The following is a 22,761-nucleotide window of genomic DNA, read 5'->3' as shown; positions in this document are numbered from 1 at the left end:
CGGTCAGGCCAGGGGGGACAGGCCGACCGGGGCCGCGGGGGCGTAGGACCGGCCCGTGAGCAGTTCCGCTACGGCTATGCCCGAGACGCGGGTCGCGCCGTGGGTGATCAGGTGGACGGCGCCGAGGGGAACGCCCGTCGGTACGCCCATCTCCACCACGAGCGCGTCGGGGCGGGTGCGCAGCAGGCGGGCCAGGGCCTCGGTCATCCAGCGGTGGCGGGCCGCGTCGCGGACGACCACCACCAGTGCGCGGCCGTCCGCCGGGGTGAGCGCGGCCCGGTCCAGGACGTCGTCGAAACCGTCGAGCTCGCGTTCCGTCAGCCGCACGGACGTCGTGTCGGGCCGCAGCGCACGCAGCGGATCGGCCACGCCCCAGGGCGTGCCGCCGTCGACAGTCGGGTTCATCACGGGGGACAGCTCCACGACGTGCGGCGCGATGGTGAGGGGGAGGAGGGGGTTCGCCGGGGCCCCCGGGACGCCGCCCGCCGTACCTGCGCCGGCCGCCGTGCCCGCCCAGTCCGTGGTGCCCGTGCTTCCCGTGGCGTTCGTCGCGCTCGCCGTGACCAGCGTCCCCGGAGCGCTCGCCGCGCCCCCGCTCCCGGAAGATCCCGTGGCAGCCGTGGCAGCCGTGGCGCGGGGCGTATCCGTGGCGCGGGGCGTATCCGTGGTGCCCGTGGTCCGTGGGAAGCCGGTGGCGTGCAGGGCCCCGGCGGAGTCCGCGCGGGCCGTCGCCACCTCAGGGACCGTCACCGCCTCCTCATCCCGCCGCGGCCGCACCCGTACCGCGCGTCGCGCCGCGATCAGGCCGATGTCCGAGCGGGGGCCGGTGGCCGTGGCGGCTCGGGAGCGGGCTCCTGACCAGGCGGCGAAGTCCCGTACGCGGGTGCTGGCCTCGGTGAGGCGGTCCTCGGGGAGGGTGCCGTCGCGTACCGCCCGTACCAGTGCGTCCGTGAGGAGGTCGACCGTCGACTCCTCGGCGCGCTCGCCGCCGACGCACACCGCGTCGACGCCGCCGGCGACGGCGCGGACCGTGGCGCCGTCGATGCCGTAGCGGTCGGTGACCGCGCCCATCTCGATGCCGTCGGTGACGACCATGCCGTCGAAGCCGAGCTCGCCGCGGAGCAGGTCGTTCAGGATGCGCGGGCTGAGCGTCGCGGGCAGCGCGGGGTCGTACGCGGGTACGAGCAGGTGCGCCGTCATGACGGCCCGTACGCCCGACTCCATCGCGGCGATGAACGGCGGGAGCGCGGTGCGGGCGATCTCCTCGGCGCCGCCGGTGACGCGGGGCAGGCCGAAGTGCGGGTCCACGGACGTGTCGCCGTGGCCGGGAAAGTGCTTGGCGCAGGCGGCGACCCCGGCGGACTGGAGCCCCCGGATCCAGGCGGCGGTGTGCCGGGAAACGATGTCAGTGCGGGCGCCGAAGGAGCGCACGCCGATGACCGGGTTGAGCGGGTTGGAGTTCACGTCGGCGCTCGGCGCGTAGTTGAGGGAGACGCCCGCCGCGTGCAGTTCGCGCCCGATGTCGCGGGCGACGCGCTCGGTGAGGTCGATGTCGTCCACGGCGCCGAGCGCGAGGTTGCCGGGCCGGGACGCGCCCGTCCAGGCCTCCATGCGCGTCACGTCGCCCGCTTCCTCGTCGATGGCGACGATGAGGTCGGGGTTCTCGGCGCGCAGGGCGGCGGTGAGGCCCGCGACCTGCTCCGGGTCGACGATGTTGCGGCCGAAGAGAACCACGCCCCCGAGCCCGGCGGCGATCCTGCGGCGCAGCCAGTCGGGGACCTCGGTGGTGCCGACGAAGCCCGGTTGCAGCACGGAGTTGGCGAGCTGCGCCAGTCTCGGGGGACTGCTCGAAACCATGCCGGGACCTCCGATGAGACAGGGGAGCGGGGGGGTGGGAGAGCGGGCCGACACCGTGCTGCGCGACTTGGTACAGGCCAATCGGATGTTGGCTCAGGCCATTTGGGACTGTCAAGGCATACGAACCGCCAGGAAACGGAAGGTGAACCAGCACATGGCACAGCGGCCTGACCTCGGCCGAAGCGCACCTCGACGCCCCGGCTGAAGCGCACTCCGACGCCTCGGCTGAAGCGCACCCCGCCGCCCCGGCTGAAGCGCACCCCGCCGCCCCGGCCGAAGCGCACCCGGATGCCTCGGCCCCACCCCGCCCCGGCACCCACGCCGAAGCGCACCCCACCCCCACCCGCCCCCCGTCGCCCCCCGCCCCCAGAGGCCACCTTGTAGGACTCGCGTTCCCGCGATGGAATTCGTGTACGAGCCAGGGGCCGGACTCCCGCCGCAGCGCGGCGCCCCGCCCCGGGCCCGAACGCGGCCGAGCTGAGGAGGAACCCCTTGCGGCGGTACGAACTTGTCGGACGGCGTGACATCAGACTGGTCACCGACGCGCCGGTGCCGGAGCCAGGACCGGGCCAGGTGCTCGTCCGCGTCCGCGCGTGCAGCGTCTGCAACCGCAGCGACCTCGCGTACTACCACTACTACGGTCTCCGGGAGCACTGCGCGACGGGCTGTTACGGCCATGAGATCGCCGGGGTCGTCGAGGCCGTCGGACCCGGTGTCTCCCGCGTCGCGCCGGGGCAGCGCGTCTTCGTGCGCACCCCGCTGACGTCGGGCTACGCGGAGTTCGCCCTCGCGCGGGAGATAGCCGTCGGCGCGCTCCCCGACTCCGTGCCCTTCGAGCAGGGCTCGATGCTCCAGCTGCTGCCGCTCGCCGTGCACGCCACGCGCGGGGTGCGGTTGGGGGACCGGGTCGTCATCATCGGGCAGGGGCCGGTCGGCCAGATGGCGCTGCGGATGGCGGCGCGCCGCGGCGCCGCCCACCTCACCGCCGTCGACCTCGACGCATGGCGCCTGGAGCGGTCGAGCCGGGCGGGCGCCGACGCGGTGCGCCACGTCGACGGCAGCGCCTCCCGACTGGCCGCCCTCAAGGAGGAGTTCGCCGCGCAGGGGGAGGAGTACGACGTCGCGATCGACGCCGTCGGCACCCCCACCACCCTCAACGCCTGCGTCGACCTGGTCAGGCAGAACGGCCTCGTCGTGATGCTCGGCACCCACCACGTCGACACGCACGTCACCGTCGACCTCGTGACGTGGGAGCGCAAGGGCCTGCGGGTGCACAGCTCCGCCGAGCCGGTGGACACCGCGCGCGCCGAGGCGCTGGCCGTCGCCGAACGCCTCGTCCACCGCGACGCCGGGCGGCTGCGCCTGCCCGACCTGCACACCCACACGTACGCCCTCGACGAACTCCCCAAGGCCATGGAGCAGTTGTCCGCCAGCAGGTCGCTGCACCCCGACGCCGAACGCGCCCCGTACGACGGGCCGCCGCCCGAGACCCTGAAGGTCGTCATCGTCCCGTGACGGCGGCCGGACGGTGAGGTGGGCGGTCGCCGGATACGGCGACGTCGTGGAGCGCCGGGTCCTGCCCGCCCTGCGGGCGCTCGGCGAGGAACCGGTGTACCTGTGGGGACGCGACCCGGACCGGGCGGCGCGCGTCGCCGCCCGGCACGGCGTGCGGGACTCCGGCAGCGACGAGCGCGGGCTGCTGGGCGACGAGGTCGACGCGGTGTACGTCGCCACGCCCGTGGCGCGCCACGTCCCGCTGGCGCGCGCGGCGCTGGCGGCCGGGCGCCCGGTGCTCGTGGAGAAGCCGCTCGCCGGGGGCCTGGACCAGGACGTGGGCACGGCCGCGGACCTGGAGGGCGGGCCGACCGCCGCGGTCGCGTACTACCGCAGGCTCGCCCCGGCCGTGCGTCGCCTGCGCGCGGAGCTGGCGGGCTGGACGCCCGCGCGCGTGGACGTGCGGTTCCGCTGCGCCTTCGCCCCGGGCCCTGACCATCCGATGCGCTGGCGCACCGACCCGGCGGTGGCGGGCGGCGGGGTGCTCGCGGACGCGGGCAGCCACCGGCTCGACCTGCTCGTCATGCTGTTCGGCCGCCCGGACGAGGTGCGCGGCCGGCTCACGGACCGCTTCCCCGCGGGCGCGGAGCGGCGGGCCGAGGTGGAGCTGGCCTGGGCGTCCGGCGTACGGGCGCACGTCGTCGCGGAGTGGGGCGACGCGCCGCCCGTGGACCGGTTCGAGGTCGTGGGCGACGGCCGCACCCTGACGCTCGACCCGCTCGACTCGGGCCGCCTGCGCGTGCGCACGGCCCACGGATCACGGGAGGTGACGCTGCCGCCGGTGTCCAACCCCCACCGGCCGCTGATCGCCGACTTCGTCGCGGCGGTCGCGACCGGTCGGCCGCCGGCGTGCCCGGTGCCGGACGCCCGGATCGTCGACGAGATCATCGCCGCGGCGGGGCGTCCGTGTTCCACCGGGTCCAGCTGAACGTTCCTGCAAGGTCCGACCGGGTGCCTCAGGCCCCGTCGTCCGCCGACCACGGCCGCAGCCAGCGCGGGTCTGGCGTGTCGCCCGCGCGGATGAACCGGGTGTCGATGGAGAGCCGCATCGCGTCCGTCGTCGTGTCCAGGGACGCGTGGATGACGCTCGGCACGTGCACCATCAGGTCCCCGGCGGCGAAGTCCGCGTGCAGCCAGCGGCGGTCCAGGGCGCGCGCGGTGAACTCCAGGTCGTGGCAGATCTGCCGCCGGTCGTCCGGCCGGTCCGTGGTGTCGCGCAGCGGCTCGTACTCCTCGGGGGACAGCGTGTGCGAGCCCTCCAGGTACACCAGCGCGCCCGACCGCGGCGGGCAGTCGCCGACCGGGATCCACATCGTGACGACCCGGGGCGAGCCCTCGTCCATGTAGTCCAGGTCGACGTGGGCGCGCGAGGCGCGGGCGGTGCCCCGGTGGAAGTGGCGCAGGATGCGGCGCGGCAGCATCCGGGCGTCGCCCTCCAGCAGGTCGGCGGCCAGCTTGGCGAGCTGGGGGTTGTCGAGGAAGCGGTCGAAGGTCTCGGAGCGCACGAAGTCGTGTGCCGGATGCCCGGCCACGCCGTGCTCGGGCAGCTCCTTCGGCACCCGGCCGGAGAACACGCCCTCGCGCGGGGTGGTGCCCGGCGCGAAGTAGCCGCGCGGCAGCAGCGAGAAGTACGCGGAGCGCAGCCGGAGCACCTCCTCCGGGTCGAGGAACCCCGGCAGATACAGATAGCCGTCGGCACGCAGCCGCTCCCGCAGCACGGCGGGGTCCGGCAGGGGCTCCGTGCCGGTGGGGCGCAGCGGGCCGAAGAGCTCGGGCGAAAAGGGTATGGGTACGCCGTTCGACGAGAGGTTCACGACGGAGTCCTTACGTCAGGGTCGACAGAGCAGTCCTTACGACAAGGGCCGAAGAGAGCAGGAGGGAGGGGCGGCGGCGCCGGGCCGGAGGGCTCGGAGCGCAGCCGGAGAAGCGGAACTGATGGCCAGTCGGAAAGGGGCGCGGGGCCGCGTCAGTAGACGCCCTCGACCGCCTCCTCGGTGCCCGCGAGGCCGTCGCGGTGGGGCCGGACCGCGGCCACGCCGTCCCAGGGGAACCACGGATGCGGCCCGGTCCTGATGGCGCTGTCCCGTTCGAGGAGGTTGGGCAGGAAGAGGTCTTCGAGGAGGGTGGTGACGCGCACCCGGCCGCGCTCGCCCTCGGCCACCTCGCGCCACGGATCCTCCGGGTCGACGACCTGGAGCACCGCGAAGGGCGGTGGCAGGTGGTAGGAGTGGCCGGTGCCCTCGGGCAGCCGTGGCGCGCCCGGCACCGCGTCGGCCTGGAGCGCGTGGCCCGCCAGCGTGTTGCCGTACGTGTCGATCCACTGCACGCCGTCCAGGTGTTCCTGGCGCAGGAACGCGGCCTCGGCGGCGCTGCACGTGGTGCCGCCGGTGCACACCGCGCGGATGCCGTACGTGTGCAGGGGGCGCGGCAGGCGCATCGCGAGTTCGAGCAGCAGCCGCGAGGTGGTGAACAGCAGCGCCGGGCGCTCGGCGGTCAGCAGGGTGAGGGTCTGCTCCACCAGGTGGGAGGTGTACGCGTCGGCCTCGCCGCCCGCGCGCAGCGACGCCTTCACCCAGCGCGGGTCGAAGTCGATGGCGAACACCGCGCCGTGCCAGCTGTCCGCGAGGCCCTCCACGAAGTGCCCGTACGCGTGCGGGCCGCTCGGCGTCATCGCGAGCACGTCACCGCCCGCGACGCCGCGTGCCTCCAGGACCGTGCGGTAGACCTCGACGTCGTACGCGAGCCGTGTGACGTTGACGATCCGGCAGGGCGCGCCGGTGGTGCCGCCCGTCTCGAACACCCGGAACGGGCGGTCGTGATAGCCGCGCGGGCGCAGGTCCAGGGCGCTCGCGGCCCGCAGCTCGCCCTTGTCGAACAGGCCGAACAGTTCGAGGGCGGCGAAGGAGTCGACGTCCTTGAGCGGGTCGAAGCCGAGCCGGGGCAGCCGGGCCACCCAGAAGGGGGAGCCCGTCTCGGGCGAGAAGTGCCAGCGCATCATGCGCCGCGTCCACGCGTCGAGATCCACGGCGAGCTCGGGCACGCGCCCACGCAGCGTGTCGTACAGGGTGGCGAAGGTGACCTGCGGGGTGTGCCCGTCGCGGGCCGTGGTCGTCATGGGCCTCCTCCTAGGAGTGCGGGGTCGGTGGCCGGTGGACGAAGAGGGAGCCGTCGGCGATCGCGCGGCCGGCCTCGGCGGTGGCGCCGAGCACGGCGGCGAACGGGAAGGGCACCTCGTGCCCGACGAGCGGATGCGCGACGTCGGAGGGCACGGCGAAGCGGCCGTCGAGCAGGACGAGATGAGGGCGGACGAAGACGTCGCTGCCCGCGCTTTCGACGACCGGTGGCTCGCGGGTGAGCAGCCGGTCACCGGCGCGCAGGCAGGCGCGGACGTGGGCGGTGGCGCGCTCGGCCTCGCCGGGGTCGCGGAAGGCGGTCAGCGGCCAGTCGGGGGCGGCCGGGTCGGGGGCGGGCCCCGGGTGCAGCCCGTCGAGGGCAGTGGCCAGGGCCTTCGCCACCGGCTCGGGGTCGGCGTCGAGGCAGACCACCGTGCGGACGTTGCGGCAGAACCGGCCGGAGTCGGCGGCGACCAGCGGCAGCAGCCAGGCCACCGCGTCGTCCACCGGCAGGCCGGGCGGCACCAGGGCGCAGCCGCGGCCCGGCCCGTGCAGGGTGAGGGTGGGCGCGTCCCGCATCGAGGCGGCGAGCCCGGCGCCGCCGTACACGACGTGCCGGTCGGTGAGCTTCACCAGGCCGTGCAGATCGCGCTGCCCGGTCGGGTACAGGCCGATGCGTTCCGCCGGCCAGTCCGCCGCGAGCAGCGCGGCGACCAGGCGGGCCGCCGAGAGCGGTTCGCGGCGGCTCGGCCGCACCCACACCGCCGCCGAGCGCTCGGCCTGGTCGAGCACGGAGTCCAGGCAGGTGAAGGTGTTGCCGGGCAGTGCGACCAGGGCGAGCGCGTCGTCGGCGTCCGGGAGTTCGCGGTGGGCCATGCCGTCGGCGAGCAGCGCGCACCAGCGCTCGACCAGCGGGCCGGGCAGGCCCGCGCTCTCCCACAGCGCGCCGCGGAAGGCCGCCGCGCTCTGCGGGCCGAGGCCGCCCACGGTCACGGTGCCGTGCGCGAACAGGTCGAGGGCCGTGCGGATGCGGGCACGGCGGTCGGTCAGCGGCGGCAGCGCCGCCTGGGCCGACCGCCACCAGCGGCGGTCGGCGTGCGCCACGATCTCCGGCACGAGCGCGAGGCGCCGCGCGGGGGAGCCCGGCAGGGCCGCGGTGTCCAGGGACTCCTGCCACGCGCCCCGGCGGAAGGCGGAGACGACGGGCGGGTGCTCCGGCGCGGCGGTCACGACAGCTCCTCCCGCAAGGCGGCGACTACCCGCGTCTGCTCGGCGCGGGTGAGCGTCGGGTACAGCGGCAGGGCGATGTGGTGGCGCGCGAACCAGCGCGCCTGCTCGTACGGGCCCTCGGCGTCCGCGGGCGGTGCCGTGTCCGCGAAGTACGGCTGGTCGCACAGCAGATGGTCGTAGACCTCGCCCGCCAGGGCCACGCCGTGCCGCTCGCGCAGCCGCTTCTTCAGGAGCGGCCGGTCGACGGGCCCCTCCGGGTAGGCGAGGTACTTGTAGTAGTTGCTGCGCGCCTCGGCCGGCACCGCGTGGGCCCGCAGGCCCGGGACGTCGGCGAGCAGCTCGTCGTATGCGAGGGCGAGGTCGCGGCGGGCCGCCAGGGTCCCCTCGAAGCGCTCCAGGTCGACCGTGCCGACGGCGGCGTGCAGCTCGCTCATGCGCCAGTTGCCGCCGGGCCGGTCGTGCAGCGTGGAGCCCTGTGCGCTCTTGCCGTGGTCGCGCCAGCGCCGCACCTGCTCGGCGTCGGCGGCCGCGTCACCGGGGGCGTCGGGCCGCGCGCAGGTGACCAGGCCGCCCTCGCCGCTGACCGCGACCTTCGTGGGGAAGAAGGAGAACGCACCGAACCGGCCGAAGGAGCCCGCGAACCGGCCGTTCAAGGTGGACCCGAGCGCGTGCGCGGCGTCCTCCACGACCGGTACGCCCCGCTCCGCGCAGAGCGCGAGCACCTCGGTCAGGGACGGGGGAACGATGCCGCCGATGTGGACGGGCAGGACCGCCGCCGTGTCCGGGTGGCGGTCGAGCGCGGCCCGCAGCGCGTCCGGGTCCAGGCCGAGGCCGTCGAGCTCGATGTCCACGAACCGCACGGCCGCGCCCGCCCGCACGGCGGCCGCCGCCGTGGCGAAGAACGTGTTCACCGGCACGAGCACGGTGCGGTTCGCCACGCCGATGACCCGCAGGGCGATCTCCAGGGCCGCGGCGCCGGACGCCACGGCCACGCCCTCGGCGCCCGTCCAGGTCCGCGAGAGCGCCTCGAAGCGGGCCAGTTCGGGGCCCTGGGTGAGATGGCCCGTGGCGAGCGCCGCGTCCACCCGGTCGAGGACCGCGCGCCGGTCCGCGACCTCGAAGTGGATGCGCTGCGCGGGGACGTCGGCGGGCGCGGCCGGGGGCCCCGACAGGGTCCGCGTGAAGAAGGCGGCGGCGTGGCCCACGTGGGTGCCGTGGCCCATCGCCAGCTCGTGGACCTCCAGATCGCCCCCGGCCGACGCGTAGGCGCGGCGCACGGCGTCGGCCGCGGCGCGCGCGTCGGCCGGCTCCAGGAAGGAGTCGGCGGTGCCGTACTGGAGCTGGAGCGGGGCCGGGGCGAGCGCGCCGTACAGGTCGGCCAGGTCCGCGTACTCCAGGATGCCCGGCAGGACGGCGCCTTCGTAGCCGGTGAGCAGTCGGGCGAACAGGGCCGGGTAGCTGCCCAGATGGCTGGCCGCGCAGACCGGCAGCGGCCGCGGCGCGAGCAGCGCGGAGTGCAGGGCGACCGCCGCGCCCAGGCTGTGCCCGAACACACCGACGCGGCCGGGGTCGGCCCACGGATGCGCGGCGAGGACGTCCAGGGCGCCGAGCGCGTCGCCGACGAGGGCGCCGAGCAGCGAGCGGCCCGTCAGGGCGAAGGCGTGCGCGAGGAGGGCGCCCTCGTCCCGCCCCGCGCGGCGCTCCTCGTCGAGGCCGCCGCCGATGCCGTGCTCGAAGGACAGCGTGACGAACCCGGCGCGGGCGAGGTGCTCGGCGACGTTCCGGTCGGGAAAGTCCGGAGGCGTCTCGCCGGTGAGCTGTTCCATCCGGGCGTTCTTCCCGCCGAGGACGAGGACCGCGGGGAGGGGCGGACCCGCGTCCGCGGGGGCGGTGACGGTGCCGTGGAAGGTGCCGCGCAAGGGGGAGGCGAAGGCCAGCCGCTCGCGGCGCAGGCCGTCCGCGGTGGTCGTGGCGGTGGTGGTCGTGGTCAGGGGGGTGCGCTCCACGCGGGCCAGGCGCTGCACGACGGCGCGGAGTCGGCGGGACCAGGGGGTGTGGGGCGGGGCGAAGCGCAGGGCCGGCCCGGCGGTGAGCAGGTGGTGCAGGTGGGTGGTCTGCATGCGGGTTTCGTTCGCTCCAGTGGGTGCGGGTGGTGGGCCTTCGCGGGGCGCCCCCGGGCCCGCCCCTTCTCCGAAACCAGGGGGCCCCGCTCCCTGGACCCCCGTTGATCGGCCTTCGGCCTCGTCCGCACGCGCCGGACGGGCTGGGGGCCTCGGGCGAGGCCGAAGGGTGCGAAGGGGCGGGCGGGTGGGAGGAGGACGGCTCAGACGAAGTCGGCGTGCAAGGTCTCGGGGACCTCGACCGCGTACGCGTCCAGCGCCTCGTCCAGCTTGATCTGCCCTCGCTTGAGCAGTTCGAGCAGCTCGTTCTGCGGCCGGTAGAAGCAGGACTTGCACAGGTCCGTGCGGCGGGGGTTGGAGGCCTCCCACTCGGCGCGCGGGCCGCCCTCCAGGACCTGGGGGTACCCGAGGTCGACGACGTCGCCGATGCGGTAGCGGCTGTTGAGGTGCACCTGCGGGCACGGGTACAGATGGCCGTCGGCTCCGACGGCGGTCACGAAGCGGCTGTAGTGGCAGCGCTCGAAGTCGCCCTCGACGTCCTCGACCTGGTCCATCGGGCCGCGGTCGAGCTTGGGCACCGACACCTCGAAGGCGTCCGTGGACAGCGCGGCGGCCGCGACGAGGGAGTCGGAGATCTCCGCCATGACGGTCTCGATGGTCTCGTGCCCCATCGCGCTGTAGAACTCGGGCTCGAAGCGGACGTAGTGCGCCCCGGACTCGTGGGCGATGCGGGCCGCCGAGACGATCTCGCGGTAGTTCTGCATCGTGATCACGTAGTTGAACCCGATGCGGAAGTCCGGTGCGACGGCGTTCTCGCGCAGGTGGCCGATGTTGTCGATGAACTTCGAGAACGTCTGCTCACGGTCGCGCGTGATGTCGTTGAACGTGGCCTCCGTGCCCGCGTTCATGCCGACCCGCACCCAGGTGTGGGTGTTGATGACGGTGTCGGCGACCTTCGGGCGGCCGAGCCGGGAGCCGTTGGTGATCAGGCCGATGTGCAGGCCCACGTCGTGCCCGGCGTTGCAGATGTCCGCGTAGCCCGGGTGGATGGTGCACTCGCCGCTGCCGCAGAAGGTCACGGCGCGGCCGTCGTTCTCGGCGAACTCCTTGAGGAGGTTGATCGCCTTGTCGGTGGTGATGGAGTCCTTGAACGAGAACAGGTCGTAGAACTGCTCCTCGTTCGGCGAATGGAAGTTGCAGAAATTGCAACGCATATTGCAGGCACCCATGATGCCGATCCGCATGTGGACCGGTTTGATCTCCTCGTCCGCGACGAATCGGCGGAGCAGATCGCCGTGGGCCAGGACTTTCTGCGGGGAGTGTGCTTGATCGAGACTGACCTCGGGGAGGCCCTCGCCGTTCCGGGGCGCGGCCATTGCGATATCGCGGGCACCTTCAGTGCTGTTCACGAACTCCTCCACACGCTTTTGGCGGTGTTTAGCGTTGTCCGAGCGACCTTGGTGACGGTAGGAGAGCGCTTCCAGAAGTGTCAATGGGTCTAGACAACCAGGAAGTTGAGTAAACATCTACCGTGCCGCCGGTTCCGGCCAACTGTGCTGAGCACGTGTTCTTGTCATGTGCCAATGAAAGAAGGGCTGGTGGGACAAGGTCACTTAGGCGGGCCTCAGTGTGATGGATGAGCCGTGAACTTCACGGACAGGGGTACGTGTACGTGCCCTCGAAAGTCCGGTACGTCGTCCCCGGCCCGCCGCGCCCTTGCGCCGGGTGCTCGATCGCCGGTATGGGCGTGCGGATCGGCCACTGATCCTTCTCGGGCATCTGCGCGCAGGCTTCCGTATCCGCCGAGGCCTGACGGAAGTTGGTGCACAGCGGGCGCCCGGAGCCTGTGTCCCGTCGTTGCTCCCGGCCTTCTCGTTTGCTTCGGAGTACGAGCTGTCATGCGCGTGGGGCAGTAGCGTGAACGCGGCGTGGTGCATGATCGCGTAACCGTCGTCGAGGGGCTTCTCGCCGATGTTTCGCGAGTGCGGACAGGTCCGGGCCGCGGCCCGTGAAGAACTCCGTGTCGGATTCGGGGAGGCGGGCCTTCTGGGCGGCGGACTGGAATCGCTGCGGGATGCCGACGGCGGGGCCGGTCGGGCCGGGGTAAGTGGCCGAGCGTCGGCGGGGCCCGTAAGTCTTGCCGAATTTTTTCCGGAGCGGCCGGTGGAGATTGCGCGCGTACACGTCGTCCGGACGGTTGCCGTATACAAGGAACCTTTTCCGGTCGCCCGGGTTCCGCTTCAGGGGGTGACCGAGCGCGGCTGCGAACATGCCGTTGTCCGGTGAGGTCTTGAAGGAGGGTGCGGCGTTCAAGTCGGCGGAGGCTGTCGGCCTTGGGCCGGGCGGTGTGCGCGCCCGCCAGGGCGCGGCGGATCACCGCCGCCGCCATGGGGCTCGCCTCGTCCGAGGCGAAGGGCACCACCGGTGCTGAAGGTGCGGCGGTGACCGGGGAGGAGCAGGAAGCGGCCGAGCCGCACCGGCCGCTCGCCGAACCCTTCCGGGTCCCCGGCCCGCTGTCCCGGCCGGGCTAGGGGAGATCCAGCCCCTTCGGTTAGCCTCACTTGGTGACGACATCTGCAGCACCACGGAGGGCACCGAGGCTGTTCGCCATCAGTGACCTGCACGTGGCGTATCCCGAGAACAGGAAGTTCGTCGACGAGCTCTGGCCGGAACACGAGGGCGACTGGCTGATAGTCGCCGGTGATGTCGCGGAGATGGCGGCCGACATCGAGTGGTCGCTGCGCACCCTCGCCGAGCGCTTCGACACCGTGATCTGGTCGCCGGGCAACCACGAGCTGTGGACGCCCCGGGACGACCCCAACCAGCTGCGCGGCGAGCCCCGCTACCGCCACCTGGTCGAGCTCTGCCGCGAGCTGGGCGTGCTGACCCCGGAGGATCCCTTCCCGGTCTGGCGCGGCGAGGGCGGCCCGGTGACCATCGCACCGCTCTTCCTCCTCTACGACTACACGTTCCGGCCCGAGGGGACGTACGCGAAGCGCGACGCGCTGGAGTACGCGTACGAGACGGGGGTCGTCTGCACGGACGAGGTGCTGCTGCACCCGGACCCCTACCCCAGCCGCGAGGACTGGTGCCGGGCCCGGGTCGCGATCACCAAGGAGCGGCTCGACGCGGTCGACCCGGGCCTGCCGACGGTCCTGATCAACCACTGGCCGGTCGTGCGCGAGCCCACCCGGATCCTGCGCTACCCCGAGTTCGCCCTGTGGTGCGGCACGGAGGCCACTGCCGACTGGCCGGTGCGCTACCGCGCCGCGGCGGTGGTCTACGGACATCTGCACGTGCCCCGCACCACCTGGCACGACGGGATCCGGCACGAGGAGGTGTCGGTGGGCTACCCGCGCGAGTGGAAGCGCGACTGGCACCCGTCGCCGAAGCTGCGGCAGATCCTGCCGGCGCCCGCCCGCTCCGCGCGGTGACGGGCCGGCCGGGGGCGGCTCAGGAGCCGACGCGGATCAGCTCCTTCTCATAGGCGAAGATCACCGCGTGCACGCGGTTGCGGAGCCCCAGCTTCTCCATGATCCGCTGGATGTGGAACTTCACGGTGCTCTCGCTGAGCGTCAGCTCCCGGGAGATCTCCGCGTTGCTGAAGCCGCGCGCGACCAGCTTGAAGACCTCGGTCTCCCGGTCGGTGAGGCGGCGCAGCGGCGCCGCGCCGACGCCGGGCGCCCGCGCGGGCCCGCCCGCGGGGCGCCCGGCCGCCGTCGCGCGCACGGCGGCGGCCAGCTCGCCCGAGCCGCTCGCGCTGGACAGCAGACCGCGCACGCCGACCCGAAGGACCTGCCCGGCCGCCGCGTCCACGTTGTCGAGCAGCACCAGGACGTTCGCGGGCCGCGGCGGGGCGGGGCGGGACAGGGCGCACACGCAGGAGAGCGCCTCCGCCGCGCCGGTGTGCGAGTTGACCACGACGACGTCGGGGCGCAGCTCGCGGAAGCGGACCGCGGCGCCCGGGCCGTCCTCGGCGACCGCGACCACGTCGAGGTCGGGACAGGCGTCGAGGATGGTGCGGAGCCCCGTCAGTGAGATGGGATGCGAATCGACCAGGAGGACCCTGGTGCACGCCAAGCCTGACATCAATTCCCCCGGTTGCTTGGAGCGTTCGGCCCGTCCCGCCCCCCGGCGACTGTTCCCCGGCGGCGCGGAACAGTACTCCAGGATAGGACGGGCCGTGCGGTTCACACCGGCGTCCCGCACCCCGCGCGGCGCCGCGCCGCCGTTCGCGCGCCCGCGCGGGGTACCGTGCCAGCGAACGACGTGGCCCGCTGCCGCCGGAGGGGACGACCGCCCTCCGCGGAAGAGGACGACGGAAGGGGACGACCTCGCCATGCACGCAAGCGCCCGCTTCACCGACCGGGTGGCCGTCGTCACCGGCGCCGCCTCCGGCATCGGCGCCGCCACCGCCGTGCGCCTCGCCGCGGAGGGCGCCGCCGTGGTCGTCGCCGACGTGGCCGCCGAGCGCGGCACGGCCGTCGCCGAGGGCATCCGGGCCGAGGGCGGCCGGGCGGCCTTCGTGCGCGCCGACGTCGCCGACGCCGCCGACTGGGAGCGCGTCCTCGCCGCCGCCCACGGCTTCGGCCCGGTCGGCGTCCTCGTCAGCAACGCCTACGCCTCCGAGATCGCCCCCGCGCACGCGATGACCCGGGCGTCCTTCGAGCACCAGCTCGCCGTGAACGTGACCGGCGCCTTCCTCGGCGTCAAGGCGGTCCTGGACGATCTGCGCGCGCACCGCGGCGCGGTCGTCGTCACCTCCTCCGTGCACGCCACCCACGGCATCCCCGGCCACCCCGGGTACGCGGCCAGCAAGGGCGCCCTGGTCTCCCTGTGCGGGCAGCTCGCCGTCGAGTACGGGCCCGAGGTGCGGGTCAACGCGGTGCTGCCGGGGCCGATCCTGACGCCCGCCTGGGACCGGATGACCGAGGAGGACCGGGAGCGGAGCGTCGTGGGCACCGCCGCGCGCAGGTTCGGCTCGCCCGCGGAGGTGGCGGCGGCCATCGCGTTCCTCGCCGCGGACGAGGCCTCGTACGTCACCGGCACGAGCCTGGTCGTGGACGGCGGCTGGAGCGTGGTGAAGGACTCGGCCTGACCCCGCGGAAGGCGACCCGCCCGAGAACCCGCCCAGAAGAGACACCGAAGGAGCGGCAGTTGAAGATCACCCGGGTGGAAACCTTCCTCGTCCCGCCGCGCTGGCTGTTCTGCCGCGTGGAGACCGACGACGGCGTGGTCGGCTGGGGCGAACCCGTCGTCGAGGGCCGCGCCGAGGTCGTGCGCGCCGCCGTCGACGTCCTCGCGGAGCATCTGCTCGGCAAGGACCCCGCCCACATCCAGGACCACTGGCAGGTGCTCAGCAAGGGCGGCTTCTACCGCGGCGGCCCGGTGCTCTCCAGCGCCGTCGCGGGCCTGGACCAGGCGCTGTGGGACATCGCGGGCAAGACGTACGGGGCGCCCGTGCACGCGCTGCTCGGCGGGCCCGTGCGGGAGCGGGCGCGCGTGTACGCCTGGGTGGGCGGCGACGAGCCGAGCGCGCTCGCCGAACAGGTCGCCGCGCAGGTCGACGCGGGCTTCACGGCGGTCAAGATGAACGCGGCGGGGGTGACGTCGCCCCTCACCACCCCCGCCGAGACAACGGCGGTCGTCGAGCGGGTCGCCGTCGCCCGCGAGGTGCTCGGCGCGCACCGCGACGTCGCCGTCGACTTCCACGGCCGCCTCACCCCCGCGAGCGCCCGCCGCGTCCTGCCCGAACTCGCCCCACTGCACCCGCTGTTCGCCGAGGAGCCGCTCCTTCCCGACCAGGCGCATCTGCTTCCCGCCCTGGTCGCCGCGAGCCCCGTGCCCCTCGCCACCGGTGAACGGCTCTACTCCCGCGCCGACTTCCTGCCCGCGCTCACCGCGGGCATCGCCGTCGCCCAGCCCGACCTCAGCCACGCGGGCGGCATCACGGAGGTGCTGCGCATCGCCGCCCTCGCCGAGACCTACGGCGCGCTGCTCGCCCCGCACTGCCCGCTCGGCCCGATCGCCCTGGCCGCGAGCCTCCAGGTCGCCTGGGTCACGCCCCACTTCCTCATCCAGGAGCAGAGCCGGGGCATCCACTACAACAGGAGGGACGCCGACCTGCTGTCGTACGTCGTGGACACCGAGCCGTTCCGCTTCACCGAAGGGCACGCGCACCGCACGGACCTGCCGGGCCTCGGCGTCGAGATCGACGAGGCCGCGGTGCGGGCCGCGGACCGGCGCGGGCACGCCTGGCGCAACCCGGTGTGGCGGCAGCCGGACGGCTCGTTCGCGGAGTGGTGACCTCCGGCCGCCCCAACGCGCGGGCGCGCACGCACTGTTGGCCCCGCCCGGGCACGCGCCTACGCTGGTAGCCGCCCGAGGGGGGAGCCGCATGAGCGAACGCACCCAGGACCACGGTCAGGACGGACGCCCCACCCCGCCCGCCAAGGGCGAGCGCCTCGCCGACTGGGCCGACGGCCGCCTCGGCATCCACACCCTCGGCAAGTCGCAGCTGCGCAAGGTCTTCCCGGACCACTGGTCGTTCATGTTCGGCGAGATCTGCCTCTACAGCTTTCTGATCCTCATCCTCACCGGCGTCTGGCTGACCCTGTTCTTCGAGCCGAGCGGCATGGAGGTCGAGTACAACGGCACGTACGAACCGCTGAAGGGCGTCCTGGTGACGCGCGCCTACGAGTCGACCGTCGACATCAGCATGGAGGTGCGCGGCGGCCTGCTCATCCGGCAGATCCACCACTGGGCGGCGCTCGTGTTCGTCGCGGGCATGCTGGTGCACATGATGCGGGTGTTCTTCACCGGCGCCTTCCGCAAGCCGCGCGAGCTCAACTGGCTGTTCGGCTGGACCCTGCTGATGCTCGGCCTGATCACCGGCCTGACCGGCTACTCGCTCCCCGACGACCTGCTGTCCGGCACCGGCGTGCGGTTCGCGCAGGGCGCCATCCTGTCGATCCCCGTCGTGGGGACCTACCTATCCTTCTTCCTCTTCGGCGGGGAGTTCCCGGGGCACGACATCATTCCGCGCCTGTTCGCGGTGCACGTGCTGTTGCTGCCGGGGATCATGCTGGGCCTGGTCGTGGCCCATCTGATCCTGGTCTTCTACCACAAGCACACCCAGTTCGCGGGGCCCGGCCGCAGCGAGCGGAACGTCATCGGGGCGCCCCTCTTCCCCGTCTACGTCGCCAAGGCGGGCGGCTTCTTCTTCCTCGTCTTCGGCGTCCTCGCCCTCATGGGCGCGGTCGCCACCATCAACCCCGTGTGGGCGCTCGGCCCCTACCGGCCCGACATGGTCGGCACCGGCGCCCAGCCCGACTGGTACCTCGGGTTCTCCGAAGGGCTGATCCGGGTGATGCCGAGCTGGGAGATCGACGCCTGGGGGCACACGCTCGAACTGGGCGTCTTCATCCCGTTCGCGCTGTTCCCGCTGATCATGGTGGCGATCGCGGTGTACCCGTTCGCGGAGGCCTGGGTCACCAAGGACCGGCGCGAGCACCACATCGCGGACCGGCCGCGCAACGCGCCCGCGCGCACCTCGTTCGGCGTCGCCTGGCTGTCCCTGTACGGGGTGCTCATGGTCGGCGGCGGCAACGACATCTGGGCGACGCACTTCCACCTGTCCATCAACGCCATCACGTGGTTCGTGCGGATCGCGTTCTTCGTCGTGCCGCCGCTCGCCTACGCCGTCACGTACCGGGTCTGTCTCGGCCTCCAGCGGCGCGACCGCGCCAAGGTGCTGCACGGCCGGGAGAGCGGCATCATCAAGCGCCTCCCGCACGGCGAGTACGTGGAGGTCCACCAGCCGCTCAGCCAGGCCGAGCGGTACACGCTCACCGCCCACGAGCAGCCCGTGCCGTTCGAGGTCGGGCCGCTCGTCGACGCGAACGGCGTGGCCCGCAAGGTCCCCCGCGCCGACCGCCTGCGGGCCCGGCTCTCCCGCGCCATGTACGGCCCCGGCACCCAGGTGCCCAAGCCGACGGCGCAGGAGTACCGCCAGGTCCACAGCGGCGACGGCCACCCCTGAGGGCGGCGCCCTCAGGCCGGCAGGGGCCGGGGGGTGGCGGCGAGCTCCCGCAGCCAGGCGGGGCGCACGACCTCCATGCCGAGCCCCGTCGGCACCGGCAGCGGCCCGCGCGTGAGGTGCTCCTCGCGGTAGCGGCCGCAGTCGCGGTGCCAGCGGAGGATGCCCGCCATCCAGTTCTCCAGGTGCCGCACATGGCCGTCGAGGGCGCTCCGCGTCCGCGCGTCCAGGCCGAGGTCCGCGCACAGGACCGGCAGTTCGTGCGCCACCACGTGCTGGAACTGCCGCATGCGGGAGCGCATCAGGTCGTCGACGATGTGCAGCGCCGTGGGGTAGTCGCAGTCGAAGAAGCTCTGCACGACGAGCACGGCGTTGTGCAGCTCCCCCTCGTACTCGATCTCCTTCTGGTACGAGAAGACGTCGTTCATCAGGGCCGCGTAGTCGGCGGCGGCGTTCTCCAGGGTGCGCAGCGGACCGCTGTCGAGGACCTCGCGCGGGATCAGCCCGCCGTGGGCCAGGCGGCTCAGGTTCAACGTGAACTCGGAGCCGAAGGTGTGGCGGCGCATCTCGATGTAGTCGACCGGCTCCGGGACGCGGTGCTGCGCCTGGTTGGCCAGCTCCCACAGCCAGCTGTCCGTCATCTCCACCAGGGACCGGCGCAGCGCGGCCCGGCACTCCGCGTCCATCGGGGCGGTCGCGCGCGCCCACAGGTCCGCGAGGCCCCGCTCCAGCGCGTTGGCCGGGGGCGGGGGAGGGGAGCCGTCGAGCGGCATGAACAGCGTGAGGCGGTCCGTGCACACCTTCGCGCCGAGCAGATCCCGGGACCTGCCGAACACCGCCGGGTAGTAGTCGTCCGCGTACGTCCCCCACGCCAGCCAGCAGGAGTCCAGGTCCAGCTGCTCGGCGGTCGCGTCCGGGTGGATGCCCGCGGCGCACAGCGCGAAGTCGAACCGGGCGAGCTTGTGCGCGTCCCAGATGTGCGAGGCCGGCACGCCCGGCTGCGGCTGGAGCAGGCCCATCCGCAGACACCAGTCGACGACCTCGCGCCGGGAGTGCTCCAGGTGCGGGGAGAGCGTCGTCGTGAACGGCAGGTCGAAGTCCGGGATCCGGGAGGGGCCCACGCGCTGGAACGGCACGTGCGTGAAGCGCCGCCGACGCTGCGCACCGGTCGCGGACAGCAGCTCCTTGACGCCCGCCGCGGCGGTGCCGATGCCCGAGGGACCGGTCAGCGGCGAGGCCGTGGCGGTGGCGCCCTCGTTCATGTAGCGGCTGGAGCGCAGGTGCCACTCGTGGCCGCCCGACTGCCAGTCCTGGAGCCCCTTGGCGTACGCGAGGACGTCCGCGCACTGGCCGGGCGGCAGCGCCTTCTCGGCGAACAGCGGCGCCAGCTCCGTGAACAGCGTGTCCTCGAACTGCTGCATGCGCGCCGTGAGGAGCTCGTTCACGGAGTCCGCCGCCTCCTGCGTCGTACAGCCGAGGAAGGTCTCCAGGACCAGGACGCCGTTGCTCAGCTCGCCCTCGTCCTCGACCTCGCGCTGGTACGAGAACAGGTCGTTGCGCAGGTGCACCGCGTCGGCGAACGTGTCCCTGAGGACCCGCAGCGGGCGCGCGTCCGCCACGGCGGCCGGCACCTCGGCGCCCGTCGCGTACTCGATCAGCCCCGCCGACCAGGGCGCGCCGCCCACCTTGCGGCGCATCTCGATGTACTCCACGGGGTTGGCGACCCGGTGGGCGTTGATGTTGGACAGCTCCCACAGCGACTCGTTCAGGAGGTTGCGGGTGCTCTCCGCGAAGCGGGCGCGCCAGTCGGGGGACATGTGGGGCACCGTGCGCCGCCAGAGGTCCGCGAGGCCCGCCTCCACCGGGTTGGTGGGCTTCGGCACCGGCGTCGCCAGGTCCATCGGCATGAACGCGGGCAGCCGGTCGAGATAGGCCTTGCCGCCCTCGCGGTCCTGGGTGCGCTTGAACAGCTCCAGGAAGTGGTCGTCGAAGAAGAAGACCCACACGTACCAGTCCGTGACCAGCGAGAGCGCGCGGCCGTCGCAGTCCGGGTGGGTGTACGCGCACAGCAGCGGATAGTCGTGCGCGTCCAGGTCCGCCTGCTCCCAGACGCCCGAGCCCTCCAGCATGCCCATCCCGCGCGCCCACCGCAGGGAGTGCGAACGCGCCTCTTCCACATGGGGATTGAGGCGTGCCGGATGCACCATGTAGAAGTCCGGCAGTTCGAAGGGGCGTGTCGGCCGCGGCATACGGAGGTCTCCTCAAAAAAGGGGGCGTACGGCAGCCAGGCACTACCCCCGGCGCGCCGCTCGAAGCGGCGCGGGGCCCGCGGTCACACCATCGCGTGATACGCCGATGCGAAAGTGTGGTGCGCCCCAAACGTCCGTGCGAACTGCCGCGCGCCGGAGCGAACCGTGAGGAGAGCGCATGACCGGGGAAGTCCGGCACGACCTGCCGCTGTACCGGCGGGTCGTGCCGCCCGAGTGGATCGACCACGACGGGCATCTGAGCGAGGCCCACTACTCCGTGGCGTTCGGCTCCGCCACGGACAGCCTGACGGAGGCGACGGGGCTGCACGCCGACTACCGCGCCGCCACGGGTGCCACCCTCTGGACCGTCGAGGCCCATGTGCGGCTCCTGCGCCAGGTCGCCGAGGGCGCCCACCTGGTGATCCGCAGCCGCGTCCTCGGCTCCTTCGCGCGCCGGCTGCACTTCGCCCACGAGATGTACGTCGTCGAGGGGCCCGGGGCAGTACCCGCGCCGGACGCCGAGCCCGTCGCGACCTGCGAGCTGCTCGCGCTGCACGTCGACCGGGAGCGGGGCCGTTCGGTGCCGTTCCCCGAGCCGGTGCGGGAGCGGCACGAGGGCCTCGTCGAGCAGGTGCCGCCGTGGGCGGGCAGGGCGGTCGGCGCGCCGCCCCGCTGAAGTGGTAGGAGTTCAGGGGAGCGCCCTGTGAGGCGCAGGGCGACTGGAGGGCAAGGTGGCGCAGACGTGAGGCTGACGATTCTCGGCGGCGGCGGGTTCCGCGTACCGCTGGTGTACCGGGCGCTGCTCGACGACCACGAGGAGGGCCGCGTCACCGACGTCGTCCTGTACGACGTGGACGCCGCGCGGCTCGGCGCGATCGCGCGGGTGCTCGCCGAGCAGGCCGAGGGCGTGCCGGACGCCCCGCCGGTGCGGATCACCACCGACCTCGACGAGGCGCTGCGCGGCACCGACTTCGTGTTCTCCGCGATCCGCGTCGGCGGTCTGGAGGGCCGCGCCGCCGACGAGCGGGTCGCCCTCGCCGAGGGCGTGCTCGGGCAGGAGACCGTGGGCGCGGGCGGCATCGCGTACGGCCTGCGGACCGTGCCCGTCGCCCTCGACATCGCCCGGCGCGTGGCGCGGCTCGCGCCCGACGCCTGGGTCATCAACTTCACCAACCCCGCCGGGCTCGTCACCGAGGCCATGTCCCGGCACCTCGGCGACCGGGTCATCGGCATCTGCGACTCGCCGGTGGGTCTGGCCCGCCGCGTCGCGCGCCTCCTCGGGATCGCGCCGGACCGTGCCTGGGCCGACTACGTGGGCCTCAACCACCTGGGCTGGCTGCGCGGCCTGTGGGTCGACGGCCACGACGAGCTGCCGCGCCTGCTCGCCGACCGGGACCTCTTGGAGTCCTTCGAGGAGGGCAAGCTCTTCGGCGCCGACTGGCTCCAGTCCCTGGGCGCGATCCCCAACGAGTACCTGCACTACTACTACTTCACCCGTGAGGCCGTCGCCGCCTACCAGCGGGCCGAGCGGACGCGCGGGGCCTTCCTGCGCGACCAGCAGGCGCGGTTCTACGACGCCCTCGGCGGCCCCGCGGTGCCCGCCCTGGAGACCTGGGACGCCACCCGCGCCGAACGCGAGGCGACGTACATGGCGGCGAGCCGGGAGGCGGCGGGGGCCGGGGAGCGGGCCGCGGAGGACCTGGAGTCCGGCGGCTACGAGCACGTCGCCCTGGCCCTGATGCGGGCCGTCGCCCGCGACGAGCGGACCACGCTGATCCTCAACGTCCGCAACCGCACGACGCTGCCGGTGCTCGACGCGGACGCCGTGGTGGAGGCGCCCTGCCTCGTCGACGCGAGCGGGGCGCACCCGGTGTCCGTGGATCCGCTGCCGGGGCACGCGGTGGGGCTCGTCTGCGCGGTGAAGGCCGTGGAGCGCGAGGTGCTCACGGCGGTGGAGAGCCGCTCCCGCGCGGCGGCGGTCAAGGCGTTCGCCCTGCACCCCCTGGTCGACTCGGTCACGGTGGCGCGCCGCCTGACCGCCGCCTACCAGCAGGCCCACCCCGCCCTGGCGTATCTGACGTGACTAGGCGGTCGCGCTGACCTGGTCCAGGAAGCCGTGGAGGTTGCGGAGCGTCCGCTCGTTCTGCTCCTGCGGGCTCAGGCTCTCCTCGAACCGCCGGGCCAGGGCCGACGTCTTCCTGCCCCGTACGTACAGCGAGCAGGCGAGGTCGGCGCAGATGTAGAGCCCCACCGAATTCCCCTGGCGCCCCGCCTCGCCCGCGCGGGGCGCCACGAACAGGGTGATCCCCGACCCGGCCTGCGGGGTCACGCACACCGAACAGATGCTGGACTTGAGCAGGCTCCGGCGCGCCCCGGCGGACGCCCGCAGCGCCACCCCGACGAGCTCGCCCGCCCCGCTCTGCCGCCGCGCGACCACATAGCCGCGCTCGGGCGCCTTGGGGTCGCGCCAGCCGAGGAAGTCAAGGTCGTCCCAGGGGGTCTCGGCGAACCCCGGGGGCAGCGCGAGGCGCCGCGCCTCGCCCTTGGAGCAGTTCACGAAGGACGCGCGGATCTCTTTCTCGCCGAGTGGTTCCATGATC

General features: G+C 73.6%; 18 protein-coding genes. 9 read left to right on the top strand and 9 right to left on the bottom strand.

Annotation, left to right across the window (positions count from 1 at the left end; translation table 11 throughout):
- Positions 1–3: 3 nt before the first annotated feature.
- On the bottom strand, positions 4–1,857 hold the full coding sequence (locus AC5WAM_RS08675; protein WP_495522197.1) for a glycoside hydrolase family 3 protein: 1,854 nt from the start codon (positions 1,855–1,857) through the stop codon (positions 4–6).
- Positions 1,858–2,349: 492 nt separating this feature from the next.
- Between AC5WAM_RS08675 and AC5WAM_RS08670 the strand changes: the two genes are divergently transcribed.
- Positions 2,350–3,372: a zinc-dependent alcohol dehydrogenase gene (locus AC5WAM_RS08670; protein ID WP_495522196.1), complete on the top strand. Its 1,023-nt coding sequence runs from the start codon at positions 2,350–2,352 to the stop codon at positions 3,370–3,372.
- Positions 3,373–3,385: 13 nt separating this feature from the next.
- Positions 3,386–4,339 (top strand): Gfo/Idh/MocA family protein, encoded by a 954-nt coding sequence (locus tag AC5WAM_RS08665; protein WP_495522195.1) that lies wholly within the window; start codon positions 3,386–3,388, stop codon positions 4,337–4,339.
- A gap of 28 nt (positions 4,340–4,367) precedes the next feature.
- Here AC5WAM_RS08665 and AC5WAM_RS08660 read toward each other — a convergent pair whose 3' ends face one another.
- The 5 genes from AC5WAM_RS08660 to AC5WAM_RS08640 form a co-directional block, all read right to left on the bottom strand.
- Positions 4,368–5,225 carry a phytanoyl-CoA dioxygenase family protein gene (locus tag AC5WAM_RS08660; protein WP_366792252.1) on the bottom strand — a complete coding sequence of 286 codons (858 nt, stop codon included), beginning with the start codon at positions 5,223–5,225 and terminating at the stop codon, positions 4,368–4,370.
- Positions 5,226–5,377: 152 nt separating this feature from the next.
- Positions 5,378–6,526, bottom strand: coding sequence for a phenylacetate--CoA ligase family protein (locus AC5WAM_RS08655; RefSeq protein ID WP_495522194.1), 1,149 nt, complete (start codon positions 6,524–6,526; stop codon positions 5,378–5,380).
- A gap of 10 nt (positions 6,527–6,536) precedes the next feature.
- Positions 6,537–7,754, bottom strand: coding sequence for a hypothetical protein (locus AC5WAM_RS08650; protein ID WP_495522193.1), 1,218 nt, complete (start codon positions 7,752–7,754; stop codon positions 6,537–6,539).
- Positions 7,751–9,874 (bottom strand): DegT/DnrJ/EryC1/StrS family aminotransferase, encoded by a 2,124-nt coding sequence (locus AC5WAM_RS08645; RefSeq protein ID WP_495522192.1) that lies wholly within the window; start codon positions 9,872–9,874, stop codon positions 7,751–7,753. Before AC5WAM_RS08645 ends, AC5WAM_RS08650 begins: the two co-directional genes overlap by 4 nt.
- Positions 9,875–10,077: 203 nt before the next feature.
- Positions 10,078–11,250 (bottom strand): radical SAM protein, encoded by a 1,173-nt coding sequence (locus AC5WAM_RS08640; protein WP_495522191.1) that lies wholly within the window; start codon positions 11,248–11,250, stop codon positions 10,078–10,080.
- A gap of 957 nt (positions 11,251–12,207) precedes the next feature.
- Between AC5WAM_RS08640 and AC5WAM_RS08635 the strand changes: the two genes are divergently transcribed.
- Both AC5WAM_RS08635 and AC5WAM_RS08630 read left to right on the top strand, forming a co-directional pair.
- Positions 12,208–12,405 carry a hypothetical protein gene (locus AC5WAM_RS08635; protein WP_366792247.1) on the top strand — a complete coding sequence of 66 codons (198 nt, stop codon included), beginning with the start codon at positions 12,208–12,210 and terminating at the stop codon, positions 12,403–12,405.
- 33 nt (positions 12,406–12,438) lie between these two features.
- Entirely contained in the window at positions 12,439–13,308 is an 870-nt protein-coding gene (locus AC5WAM_RS08630; protein WP_366792246.1) for a metallophosphoesterase family protein, read from the top strand.
- A gap of 19 nt (positions 13,309–13,327) precedes the next feature.
- Here the strand turns inward: AC5WAM_RS08630 and AC5WAM_RS08625 are convergent, their stop codons facing one another.
- A complete protein-coding gene (locus AC5WAM_RS08625) occupies positions 13,328–13,954 on the bottom strand; it encodes a response regulator transcription factor (RefSeq protein WP_366792245.1) in 627 nt (208 codons plus the stop codon).
- Positions 13,955–14,213: 259 nt separating this feature from the next.
- On the opposite strand from AC5WAM_RS08625, the gene AC5WAM_RS08620 reads away from it, so the two are divergent.
- The 3 genes from AC5WAM_RS08620 (at position 14,214) to qcrB (ending at position 17,915) form a co-directional block, all read left to right on the top strand.
- Positions 14,214–14,972 carry an SDR family NAD(P)-dependent oxidoreductase gene (locus AC5WAM_RS08620; protein ID WP_366792244.1) on the top strand — a complete coding sequence of 253 codons (759 nt, stop codon included), beginning with the start codon at positions 14,214–14,216 and terminating at the stop codon, positions 14,970–14,972.
- Positions 14,973–15,031: 59 nt separating this feature from the next.
- A complete protein-coding gene (gene dgoD / locus AC5WAM_RS08615; protein WP_495522190.1) occupies positions 15,032–16,180 on the top strand; it encodes a galactonate dehydratase in 1,149 nt (382 codons plus the stop codon).
- Positions 16,181–16,271: 91 nt separating this feature from the next.
- The gene (gene qcrB, locus AC5WAM_RS08610; protein ID WP_495522189.1) at positions 16,272–17,915 is read left to right on the top strand and encodes a cytochrome bc1 complex cytochrome b subunit; all 1,644 of its coding nucleotides are present in this window, start codon (positions 16,272–16,274) and stop codon (positions 17,913–17,915) included.
- Positions 17,916–17,926: 11 nt separating this feature from the next.
- Here qcrB and AC5WAM_RS08605 read toward each other — a convergent pair whose 3' ends face one another.
- Positions 17,927–20,161: a terpene synthase family protein gene (locus AC5WAM_RS08605; protein WP_495522188.1), complete on the bottom strand. Its 2,235-nt coding sequence runs from the start codon at positions 20,159–20,161 to the stop codon at positions 17,927–17,929.
- 178 nt (positions 20,162–20,339) lie between these two features.
- Between AC5WAM_RS08605 and AC5WAM_RS08600 the strand changes: the two genes are divergently transcribed.
- Together AC5WAM_RS08600 and AC5WAM_RS08595 are read left to right on the top strand one after the other, a co-directional pair.
- Entirely contained in the window at positions 20,340–20,837 is a 498-nt protein-coding gene (locus tag AC5WAM_RS08600; protein ID WP_495522187.1) for a thioesterase family protein, read from the top strand.
- Between the two features lie 66 nt (positions 20,838–20,903).
- On the top strand, positions 20,904–22,244 hold the full coding sequence (locus tag AC5WAM_RS08595; protein ID WP_366792239.1) for a 6-phospho-beta-glucosidase: 1,341 nt from the start codon (positions 20,904–20,906) through the stop codon (positions 22,242–22,244).
- On the opposite strand, the gene AC5WAM_RS08590 is transcribed toward AC5WAM_RS08595, so the two are convergent.
- On the bottom strand, positions 22,245–22,757 hold the full coding sequence (locus tag AC5WAM_RS08590) for an FBP domain-containing protein (RefSeq protein ID WP_366792238.1): 513 nt from the start codon (positions 22,755–22,757) through the stop codon (positions 22,245–22,247).
- Between the last annotated feature and the right edge of the window lie 4 nt (positions 22,758–22,761).

Source organism: Streptomyces sp. JLYT201 (assembly GCF_059448825.1).
Note: the sequence above shows the minus strand (reverse complement) of the source record. Positions and strands in the feature narration are given on the sequence as shown.